Here is a 10,031-nt window from a genome sequence, read left to right as displayed (position 1 = left end):
GGTTCGGCGCCGCGAAGCCGATGGGCAGCCGCGCGAAGCGCATGGACAGCCCGGGCAGGAAGGCGAGCGCGCCCACGGAGAGCGGGGCGCAGACGCGCACCGGTCGGATGACCGGTGCGGCGCCCCTCTCGCCTACCGTGCCGCTACTTCAGACCGGACGTCTTGATCGACTCCACGATCTGCCGCTGGAAGACGAAGAACAGCGCCAGCATGGGCAGCGCGGCCACGGTCGCCGCCGCCAGGATGTAGTTCCAGTTGGAGCCGTACTGCGTCTGGAAGGAGGCGATGCCGAGCTGGACCACCGTCAGGGACTGGTCGTTGGTGGCGACCAGCGGCCAGACGAAGGCGTTCCAGTTGGCCAGGAAGAAGAAGATCGCCAGGGCCGAGAGGATGGGCCGGGACATCGGCAGGACGATGTTCCAGTAGACCCGCCAGTGGCCGCAGCCGTCCACGATCGCCGCCTCCTCCAGCTCCTTGGGCAGCCCCAGGTAGAACTGGCGCAGCAGGAAGATGCCGAAGGCGTTGAAGATCGCCGGGATGATCAGGCCGGCGTAGCTGTCGAGCAGGCCCAGCTGGCGGGCCACCAGGAACAGCGGGATCAGCACCACCGGCGCGGTGACCAGCAGCGTCGCGAAGATCGCGCCGAAGAGCTTCTCACGGCCCGGGAAGCGCAGCCGGGCCAGTGCGTAGGCGGCCATCGAGTGGAAGAACAGCGCCGCCACGGTGATCACCGCGGAGATGAAGAAGCTGTTCCACAGATAGCGCGCGAACGGGACCTCGGTGAAGACGTAGACGAAGTTGTCGAACGTGAAGTCCCGGGGGATCAGGCTCCCGTCGGTGACCGTGGCCCGCGTCTTGAAGGACGACGTGACCATGTACAGCACCGGGAAGATGCTGATCAGCGACAGGACGACGGCCAGGGCCGTCAGCCCGGTGCGTGAGGTGAGCCGGCGCCGGCCGGCCGGTGGGGTGGCCTGGGCCGCCATGGCGTCACTCGCCATCGTCGAACCTCCCGCCTCTCGTGAACTTGAAGATCACCGCGGAGATGACGACCATGATCAGCACCAGGAACGAGCCCATCGCCGAGGCATAGCCGTACTCACCGAATCCGAAGGCCTGCTGGTAGATGTAGAAGATCGCCAGCGAGGTGCCGTTGGCCGGGCCGCCGTTGGTCAGGACGAAGATCAGGTCGAGACCGCCGGTGATCGCGGCGACCGTCGACATCAGCAGGACGAAGAAGCTGGTGGGGCGCAGCAGCGGCCAGGTGATCGTGCGGAAGGTCGTCCACGGGCCCGCTCCGTCGAGCTTGGCGGCCTCGTAGAGCTCCTTCGGGATCTCCTGGAGCCCCGCCAGGAAGATGATCATGTAGTAGCCCATCATCACCCACACCATGACGGCGATGACGCAGCCGAGGGCCAGGGACGGGCTGCCGAGCCAGGACTCGCCGTCGAAGCCGGCCGCCCGCATGGCGCGGTTGACCACACCGGTCTGCTCGTCCAGCAGGAACTTCCACAGCACGCCGACCACCACGAGGCTGATGACGTACGGCAGGAAGAGCGCGGTGCGGTACACCCCGACGCCCGGCAGCTTCTGCTTGACCAGCAGGCCGAGCCCGAGGCTCACGCAGAACAGGACGGGGACGAGGATCACCACGTACTCGCCGGTGATCTTCATCGAGTCCCAGAACAGCGGGTCGTTCATCATCCGCCGGTAGTTGCCGAGCCCGATCCACTCGTAGCTGCCGAAGCCGCTGACCTGGAAGAAGCTCAGACCGACGGAGAGCACCATCGGGACGGCGACGAAGACCAGCAGCCCGAGCACGTCGGGGGCGAGGAACAGGCCGGCGGCCAGCCACTCGCGGTGCTTGCGGCTCAGCCCGCGCCCGCCGGACGAGGCGGGTGCCTGGGCCGGGGCGACCGCGGTGCGCCGGCCCTCCTGTGCGGCGACGCTGCTCATATCAGGCTCGCCCCCTTGTAGCTCTTGGTGTAGGCCGCGATGGACCGGGCCGCTCGCTCCGCCTCGCCGGCCACCCCGCGGCCGGCGAGCATGGTGCCCTGGATGGCGTCGGAGATCGCCTTGTAGACGACCGGGGGATAGCGCGGCTCGGCGCGGCCGCCCGGGAAGATCTCGTCCTTGAACTTCTTCATGATCTCGGAGTCGTAGCCGCCCTTGGCCGCTCCGCGCTCCAGGGCGCTGGCGCGGGGCGCCACGTCGGACTTGGCGCCGACGCACCAGTCGACCATCCGGTTGACGGAGTCGTCCTTCATGGACCCCAGCGCCCAGACGCAGAACTCGGCCGCCGCGTCGGGGTTGCGGCCCTGCGCGTTGGCGCAGAAGGACCAGCCGCCGAGCGTGGTCACGTACTTGCCGCCCGGGGGCACCGGCAGCTTGAAGACCCCGTACCTGTACTCGGGTGCGAACGCCTTGAAGCTGGAGACGTTCCAGATGCCCTGCTGCCACAGGGCGACGTTGCCGCCCTTGAAGCCGCCGATCACGTCGCCGGCCGCCGGGAGCGTGCGCGGGGTGATGCCGTGGCGCACCGCGTCCTGCCAGAACGCCAGGGCCTGGCGGGTGGCCTTGGAGTCGAAGGCGACATCGCCCTGCCGGTCCAGGACGTCGCCGCCGCCCTGCCACATCCACGGGTACCAGGTGAAGTTCTGGTAGTAGCCCGGGTTGGTCTCGAAGACGAGGCCGGCCCGCGACTTGGTGCGCAGCTTGTCGCCGATGTCGAGCATCTGGTCCCAGGTGGTGGGGATGTCCGCCTCGGACAGGCCGGCCTTCTCCCACACGTCCTGGGCGTAGAACATCGCCAGCGGCTCGACCTCCATGGGGAGGGCGTAGACCTTGCCGTCGACCTTGCGGCTGTCGAGCGCGGTGCCGAAGTCGTCGACGGCCTCCTTCTCCATGTACGGAGTGAGGTCGGCCAGCACGCCGCCGTTGTAGTAGCGCAGGAAGTCGCCGGGGGAGAGCAGGAAGACGTCCGGGCCCTCACCCGTGGCGAAGGCGGACGGCACCTTGAATCCGTTGAGGTAGGTCTGCTGCGGCACGTAGACCAGGTCGATCTGCTGTTTGTGGGTGGCGTTCCACTTGGCGACCATGTCGGTGAACCACTTGGACTGCGCGTTGATCGCCGGGTCGGGCGAGCGCTGCGGCCCGTAGAAGTTCCAGAACTGGAGGTTGCCCCCCTTCGCCTGGGCGGTGCCGCAGCCGGTGAGCAGGGCCGGGGATGCCAGGGCCGCCCCGGCGCCCGCCGTCGCGGTCAGGAAGCGGCGGCGTGAGGTGCCGGAGGGAAAGCCGCGGCCCGGCGCGCCCGGGACGCCGGCCGGGGTGCCGAGTTCTCTGGCGGGACGCTCGGCGTCGTTGCCGTGCTGGAGCATGCGTGCGCTCCTGTCGGAGTGGGATGGGGCTGGGAGACGAGCGGTTCAGTCGACTTCGAGGGTCAGCAGGTCCGGTGTGGCCGGACGGGACGCCAAGGAGGGGGCGTCCAGGTAGAACAGCGAGGTGGAGGCGATGTCGTCGCTGGTGTGGCGGTAGCGGTGCGGCAGGCCGTTGCCCTGGCCGGGGCCGATGCCGAGGCTCTGCACGGTGACGCGCAGGTTTTCGGAGAAGCGGATCGGGTCCAGGACGTGCCAGCGGTACATCCCGAACCGCTGCTGGCTGCGGTACAGCCCGTCCGGGCGCAGGATCTGGTTCAGGCCCAGGTACGGGGTGGTGTAGGCGGTGTAGCCCTGGCCGGGGACGTCGAAGTTCCAGGCGCCGCCGAAGTAGTCCTCGGTGCCGGTGCCGCAGATCGTCGGGAACTCGTCGTCGCCGTCCAGGTAGAACTTCAGCTCGCCCTCGCCCCACCAGCCCGGGCTGTTGACGCCCCAGGCCAGGTAGGTGCCGACGTAGCTGCCGGCGCCGGTGACTCCGTCGAGGAGGGTGTGCACCTCGCCGAAGGGTACCGGGTGGCTGCGGCGCCACTGGGCGTGGAAGTACGAGGCGTCGTCGCCGACCTCGTCCAGCTCGTAGTCCACCTGGTAGTAGAGCGTGACCTTCTCGGCGGTCAGGTTCTCCAGGGTGATGCGCGCCGCGCGGCGGAACGGCATCGGCCAGTAGGCGTTGAAACCGCCGTTGGGGTTGGCGGCGACCGGCACGGACGAGACCTGGCTGAAGGTGTTCCAGCCGTTGCAGAAGAAGTCGCCCAGCGGCACCTCGACGGCCGGGTCCTCCTCGCCCTCCCAGTACATCCGCAGCAGGGTGCCGCGCCACGCCGTGTGCGGGTCGGTGGTGCACCACAGGTGGCGGATGGTGCCGGGGCCCTCGATGTCGGCGAGCACCGCCGTCTCACCGGCGGCGATGTCGATGCTGGGGGAGATCTTCCAGCCCGGCCCCAGCCGGCTCGCCGCGACCGCACCGGTGCCCTCCGTGGCGCGGCCGCCGCCGGACTTGGCCCCGGTGAAGTTCTCGGCGCTGATGGAACGGCTCACGGCACGCGTCCTGCGGGAGATGCCGTCGAGTCCAAAGGTCGTCATCGTGTCTTGCCCTCATGGTGGAGTACGGGGGCGCGCGCCGCGGGCCGGCTGGGGCACCGTGGGGCGCGGAAGGAGCGAGGCGGCCCGACAACGCGGTGGAACACCTCTGAAATCCATTTCACCGAAACGTAGAGGGGGTCCCCAGGGGTGTCAAGAGGTGAGACTCCCGGGCGTTTCGGGGCGCAGACCTCGCGTAGGTCAAGGCCTCTTACCTGGAGAAACCGCTCCTGCCGTGCGGACTCTTGACCCTGAAATCGATTTCTGCGATGGTCCTGGACATGCCTCGCAACGCAGTCATCGGCGTGGACATCGGCACGTCGAGCAGCAAGGGCGTCCTCGTCGGCCTCGACGGCGCCCTGATCCGCTCGGCCGTACGGGAGCACAGACCCGCCCGGCCGGGACCCGGCCACTTCGAAATGGACGCCTCCGTGTGGTGGCGCGAGTTCACCGAACTCGCCCGCGAGCTGACCGGGCCCGCCGACACCACCGTCGTCGCCGTCGGCGTCAGCGGCATGGGACCCTGCGTCCTGCTGACCGACGAGCACGACAGACCGCTGCGCCCCGCCATCCTCTACGGCGTGGACACCCGCTCGGTCCGCCAGATCGAACGGATCGAGGAGCGGCTCGGCGCCGAGGACATCATCCGGCGCTCGGGCTCGGCCCTGAGCACCCAGGCCGCGGGGCCGAAGATCGCCTGGGTCGCCGAGGAGGAGCCCGAGCTCTACGCCCGGGCCCGCCGCCTCTACATGCCCAGCTCCTGGCTGGTCCGGCAGCTCACCGGCGCCTACGTCCTCGACCACCACTCGGCCAGCCAGTGCACCCCGCTCTACGACACGCACGCCTGCCAGTGGTACGGCCCCTGGGCCGCCGAGGTGGCCCCCGGCATCGAACTGCCGCCGCTCGCCTGGTCCGGCGAGGCGGCCGGCACGCTCACCGCCGAGGCCGCCCGGGAGACCGGACTGCCCGCCGGCATCCCCGTCACCACCGGCACCATCGACGCCTGGGCCGAGGCACTGAGCGTGGGTGCGCAGCACACCGGCGATCTGATGCTGATGTACGGCACCACCATGTTCCTCGTGCACACCGTGCCCAAGCCGCTCACCAGCCCGTCCCTGTGGGGAACCGTCGGCGCCCTGCCCGGCACCCGCAACCTGGCGGGCGGCATGGCCACCTCCGGAGCCGTCACCAACTGGCTGCGCGACCTGTTCGACGGCGCCGACCACACCGAGCTCACCCGGCAGGCCGCCGAGTCCGGCCCCGGCGCGGGCGGCCTGCTGATGCTGCCGTACTTCTCCGGCGAGCGCACCCCGGTCATGGACCCGCACGCCCGCGGCGTCATCGCCGGGCTGACCCTCTCCCACACGCGCGGCGACCTGTACCGGGCCGCCCTGGAGGCCACCGGGTTCGGCGTCCGCCACAACGTCGAGGTCATCGAGGAGGCCGGCGGCGACATCCGCCGCGTGGTCGCCGTCGGCGGCGGCACCCAGGGCTCCCTGTGGACACAGATCGTCTCCGACATCACCGGCCGCCCGCAGGAACTGCGCACCATCACCATCGGCGCGAGCTACGGCGGTGCGCTGCTGGCCGCCCAGCTCGTCCAGGACGCCTCCGTCGACGACTGGAACCCGGTGCGCGAGACGGTGACGCCACGCGCCGAGAACACCGCGCGCTACGACGCGCTGTACGCCCTCTACCGGCGGCTGTACCCGGACACCGCGGACGCCGTCCACACGCTGGCGGCACTCCAGGAGCGCTGACGGCCAGCCCCGGTCCACACAGACACAGACATGTGCCCGTGCACGTCACGGGCGCGACACATCCGCAGAAGCCCTGACGCCCGGCGAAGACGCATGGCCGGCCGTGCCTCTGCGCACCCCCGACCCCCAACGGAGACCGCATGACCACGTACGCCCTGCCCGAGCTCAACCGGCCGCCGGCCGCCGAGCCGCACACCGTCTACACCGTGGCCAGCGGCGACCTGCGTCCCGCCGCCAACGTCACCTGCTGGCCCACCCAGGAGAAGCTGGAGAGCGACCTCGCCGCCGCCCTGACCGACCTCGGCTGGAAGGTGCGCCGCGGTCACGCGGTCGACGAGGCCAAGGGCCACGGCTTCATCGACAGCCAGCGCGCCGGCATCGAGGTCTTCAAGACCCTGCCCAAGGACGCCCCGCTGATCGTCGTCGAGGCCGTCTGGCAGTACAGCCACCACGTCCTCGCGGGCCTGCGCAGCCACGAGGGCCCGATCCTGGTCGTGGCCAACTGGAGCGGAGAGTTCCCGGGCCTGGTCGGCCTGCTGAACCTCGCCGGCAGCCTCACCAAGGCCGGACGCGACTACTCCGTCCTGTGGAGCACCGACTTCACCGACGACTGGGCGCGCGACGGACTGCGCACCTGGCTGGAGACCGGCACCCTCACCCACGACACCAGCCACGTCCGGCCCCTGCCGCCCCTGTCCGAGGACGCCGAGACCGAGCTCGGCGTGGCCCTCGCCCGCCGGCTGCGCGAGGAGAAGGCGATCATCGGCGTCTTCGACGAGGGCTGCATGGGCATGTACAACGCCATCATCGACGACGAGTTCCTCAACCCGCTCGGCATCTACAAGGAGCGCCTGTCGCAGAGCGCCCTGGTCGCCGAGATGAAGAAGGTCTCCGACGAGGAGGCCCAGGCGGTCCGCGCCTGGCTCGACGACGCCGGCATGACCTTCCACACCGGCACCGACGAGGCCACCGAACTCACCGACGCGCAGCTGCTCAGCCAGTTCAAGATGTACATCGCCGCGCTGCGCATCTCCGACGACTTCGGGCTGGACGCGGTCGGCATCCAGTACCAGCAGGGCCTGAAGGACACCGTCCCGGCGAGCGACCTCGCCGAGGGCCTGCTCAACAACGTCCAGCGCCCGCCGGTGCTCAGCCGCGACGGCTCCCGCGAGCTCTACGCGGGCGCGCCGCTGCCGCACTTCAACGAGGTGGACGAAGGCGTCGCCGTCGACTCCCTCGTCACCAACCGCATCTGGACCGCGATGGGCCTCGACCCGGCCACCACGCTGCACGACATCCGCTGGGGCGAGGAGTACGACGGCCGGTTCGTCTGGGTCTTCGAGATCTCCGGCTCGGTGCCCGCCTCCCACAACGGCGGCTACGACAAGTCGTACAGCATGCGCCAGCCCCCGATGTTCTTCCCGCTCGGCGGTGGCACCCTCAGCGGTGTCTCCAAGCCCGGCGAGATCGTCTGGTCGCGGGTGTTCCTGATGGACGGCCGGCTGCACGTCGACCTCGGCCGGGCGAGCGCGGTCGAGCTGCCGGAGGAGGAGACGCGGCGCCGCCTCGACGCCACCAACCACCAGTGGCCGATCATGCACGCGGTCCTGCACGGCGTCACCCGGGACCAGTTCATGGCCCGCCACCGCGCCAACCACCTCAACGTCGCCTACGCCCCCGACGCGGCCACCGCCGACAAGGCGCTGCGCGCCAAGGCGGCCCTCTTCGCCGAGCTGGGCGTCGAGGTGCACCTGTGCGGGGACGTGGCGCCGCGGTCGTAGGGACCCGGACACCCACGGCCCCGGCGCCGCGGTCGTAGCGGCCCACGGCGCCGGGGCGAGCGGGCGGACACCCGCTCGCCGGGGCCGCCCGCAGAACTCCCGGTGTCCGGTCCGCGCCCCGCGCACGGGCCGGACACCGGGCACCAGCACGTGAACCACCGACCGAGCGCACCAGGAACCCCCACGACTCCGAGGAGCTTCGTATGACAGGTTCACAACACTCAGGGTCACGGCACCCAAGGTCACGGCACCCGGGCTCCGGCCCTTCGGCGGCGTCCCCCGGCCCGGCCCGCCGCACGGTCCTCGCCGCGGGCCTCGGCGTGGCCGCGACCGGGATCAGCGCCGGCCCGGCCGCGGCGAGCACCGCCGCCATCACCGGTACCAAGATCCGTAACCTCACCGGCCCCGCCGAGACGGGCGCCTTCGCCGCACCCTGGACCGACCTCGGCATCCCCGCCCGCTGCCCCGACGGCACCCTGCTGTTCGTCTGCGGCGACACCTTCGACGGAGCCGGGGTGGGCGACCGGGACTGGCGGGCCCCGGTGGGCCTGCGCGCACGCCACCCCGACGTCGATCACCTGGTCATCGACGACAGCGTGGGCGGCGCGCACGCCGTCGGCCTGGTCCCGGAGGGACACGAGAACAACACCACCGCCATCCCGTCGGACGTCTTCACGATCGGCGGCACGATGTACATGCATCTGATGCGGGGCGTGCTCTACCAGACCCATCACTCAGACTTCTGGCGCTCGACGGACAACGGCCAGACCTGGCAGTACCTGTGCCAGTGGCCCGGCGACCAGTACGGCGGCCAGTTCCAGCAGAAGACGTACGCGGTCGCGGACGACGGCTACTGCTACGTCCTGTCGACCGTGTTCAACCGGGACGTCGCCTCCGACCTCCTGCTGCACCGCGTCCGCCAGGGCCAGGTCGGCGACCCGGCGGCGTACCAGCCATGGGGCTACGCGAACGGCGCCTGGGCCTGGGGCAACTACCCCACCACCATCACCGGCCGCCGTCGCTGGGGCGAGATCTGCTTCCGGGCGATGGGCGGCAAGTACGCCCTGACCTGGCTGAACATGGAACCCCTGTCGATGCGCGCCCAGATCTTCGCGCTCCCCACGAGCAATCTTTTCACCACCCCGGAGCAGACCATCATCGTCCCGACCACTCCGGGCAACGAGTCGGGCAACGCGGTCGCCAGCCCGTACGGCGGTTTCATCGTCCCCGGGTCCACCTTCGGCGACTTCGACATCACCGTGAGCCAGTGGTACGACGCCCAGAACTACCGGGTCATGCAGTACAGGATCAACGGCCTGGCCTTCTGAGCACGTTCCCCGGGCACCTTCCTCAGTGCCCGAACCGACGATCGCGGCCGGGAACCCCGCCGTCGCACCACGGCCCGAACCCGAGCGGGGTACGGGCGGTCAGGACCGGTGCGGCGGTGGGTTCCCGGCCGCGGCCGCTACTGCTGGGTGGGTACCAGCCCGTTGCTCGGTGCCGATTCGGCGCTGACCTGTGCGGTCCCGTCGTCGGGGTTGCCGGCGTAGGCCCTCGCCGTGACGGTGAACACCTCACCGCCCCGCACCGCGTCGACCTGCTGCTGGGTCAGGCACCCTTCGAACGGCCGGCGGATCCCGGAGCAGATAGAGAAGTAGAGCACCTCAGGGCTGCCACTCCTGCTCGCGATCGGGTCGACCGGCACCCCGTCGGCGTAGACCCTGTTCCCGATGGTCTCGCCGGCCGGGACGGCCGGGTCGGTGAAGGTGAGGGCCACCTGACCGGACTCCCCGGGCGCGCAGGGGGCCTGGCAGCCGGAAACGGTCGCACTGAGCAGGCGGGGCGCGTCCGGGGTCGCCAGTGTCGCCGCGTCGGCCCCCGGAGCCCAGGCCAGCAGGGCACCCCCTGTCACAAGCGCCACCCCAAGTGCTCTCGACACACGTACGTATCTGCGCATACGACTCCTTCGTCCGTGAGCG

At 70.5% G+C, this 10,031-nt stretch carries 8 protein-coding genes and 1 pseudogene; 3 read left to right on the top strand and 6 right to left on the bottom strand.

The genetic code is table 11. The features are described 5' to 3' along the window. From ABZ484_RS37380 to ABZ484_RS37360, 5 genes and pseudogenes are all read right to left on the bottom strand, one after another. Positions 1 to 94 (bottom strand): annotated as a pseudogene (locus ABZ484_RS37380) (hypothetical protein); the annotation flags it as partial. Between the two features lie 49 nt (positions 95 to 143). Continuing rightward, positions 144 to 1,001, bottom strand: a complete 858-nt coding sequence (locus ABZ484_RS37375; protein ID WP_358870410.1) for a carbohydrate ABC transporter permease — start codon at positions 999 to 1,001, stop codon at positions 144 to 146. After that, positions 991 to 1,956, bottom strand: coding sequence for a sugar ABC transporter permease (locus ABZ484_RS37370; RefSeq protein ID WP_358870409.1), 966 nt, complete (start codon positions 1,954 to 1,956; stop codon positions 991 to 993). The genes ABZ484_RS37375 and ABZ484_RS37370 overlap by 11 nt, the downstream gene beginning before the upstream one ends. Beyond that, complete coding sequence (locus ABZ484_RS37365) at positions 1,953 to 3,377, bottom strand: sugar ABC transporter substrate-binding protein (RefSeq protein ID WP_358870408.1); 1,425 nt, start codon at positions 3,375 to 3,377, stop codon at positions 1,953 to 1,955. Before ABZ484_RS37365 ends, ABZ484_RS37370 begins: the two co-directional genes overlap by 4 nt. Positions 3,378 to 3,422: 45 nt before the next feature. Beyond that, a complete protein-coding gene (locus ABZ484_RS37360) occupies positions 3,423 to 4,514 on the bottom strand; it encodes a glycoside hydrolase family 172 protein (RefSeq protein WP_358870407.1) in 1,092 nt (363 codons plus the stop codon). A 278-nt stretch (positions 4,515 to 4,792) separates the two neighbouring features. Here ABZ484_RS37360 and ABZ484_RS37355 point away from each other — a divergent pair, with 278 nt between their 5' ends. From ABZ484_RS37355 to ABZ484_RS37345, 3 genes are all read left to right on the top strand, one after another. Then, a complete protein-coding gene (locus ABZ484_RS37355) occupies positions 4,793 to 6,271 on the top strand; it encodes an FGGY-family carbohydrate kinase (RefSeq protein ID WP_358870406.1) in 1,479 nt (492 codons plus the stop codon). A gap of 140 nt (positions 6,272 to 6,411) precedes the next feature. Continuing rightward, a complete protein-coding gene (locus tag ABZ484_RS37350) occupies positions 6,412 to 8,052 on the top strand; it encodes a fucose isomerase (RefSeq protein WP_358870405.1) in 1,641 nt (546 codons plus the stop codon). Positions 8,053 to 8,255: 203 nt separating this feature from the next. Continuing rightward, a complete protein-coding gene (locus ABZ484_RS37345) occupies positions 8,256 to 9,380 on the top strand; it encodes a DUF4185 domain-containing protein (protein ID WP_358870404.1) in 1,125 nt (374 codons plus the stop codon). A gap of 137 nt (positions 9,381 to 9,517) precedes the next feature. Here ABZ484_RS37345 and ABZ484_RS37340 read toward each other — a convergent pair whose 3' ends face one another. Continuing rightward, positions 9,518 to 9,964, bottom strand: coding sequence for a hypothetical protein (locus ABZ484_RS37340; protein WP_358870403.1), 447 nt, complete (start codon positions 9,962 to 9,964; stop codon positions 9,518 to 9,520). Positions 9,965 to 10,031 lie beyond the last annotated feature (67 nt).

The organism is Streptomyces sp. NPDC006393 (genome assembly GCF_040628575.1).
Classification (GTDB): Bacteria; Actinomycetota; Actinomycetes; order Streptomycetales; family Streptomycetaceae; genus Streptomyces.
Note: the sequence above shows the minus strand (reverse complement) of the source record. Positions and strands in the feature narration are given on the sequence as shown.

Coding starts and splice junctions, on each gene's coding strand:
- ABZ484_RS37355 (WP_358870406.1), top strand. CDS start 4,793: ATGCCTCGCAACGCAGTCATCGGCGTGGACATCGGCACGTCGAGCAGC.
- ABZ484_RS37365 (WP_358870408.1), bottom strand. CDS start 3,377: ATGCTCCAGCACGGCAACGACGCCGAGCGTCCCGCCAGAGAACTCGGC.
- ABZ484_RS37360 (WP_358870407.1), bottom strand. CDS start 4,514: ATGACGACCTTTGGACTCGACGGCATCTCCCGCAGGACGCGTGCCGTG.
- ABZ484_RS37370 (WP_358870409.1), bottom strand. CDS start 1,956: ATGAGCAGCGTCGCCGCACAGGAGGGCCGGCGCACCGCGGTCGCCCCG.
- ABZ484_RS37345 (WP_358870404.1), top strand. CDS start 8,256: ATGACAGGTTCACAACACTCAGGGTCACGGCACCCAAGGTCACGGCAC.
- ABZ484_RS37375 (WP_358870410.1), bottom strand. CDS start 1,001: ATGGCGAGTGACGCCATGGCGGCCCAGGCCACCCCACCGGCCGGCCGG.
- ABZ484_RS37350 (WP_358870405.1), top strand. CDS start 6,412: ATGACCACGTACGCCCTGCCCGAGCTCAACCGGCCGCCGGCCGCCGAG.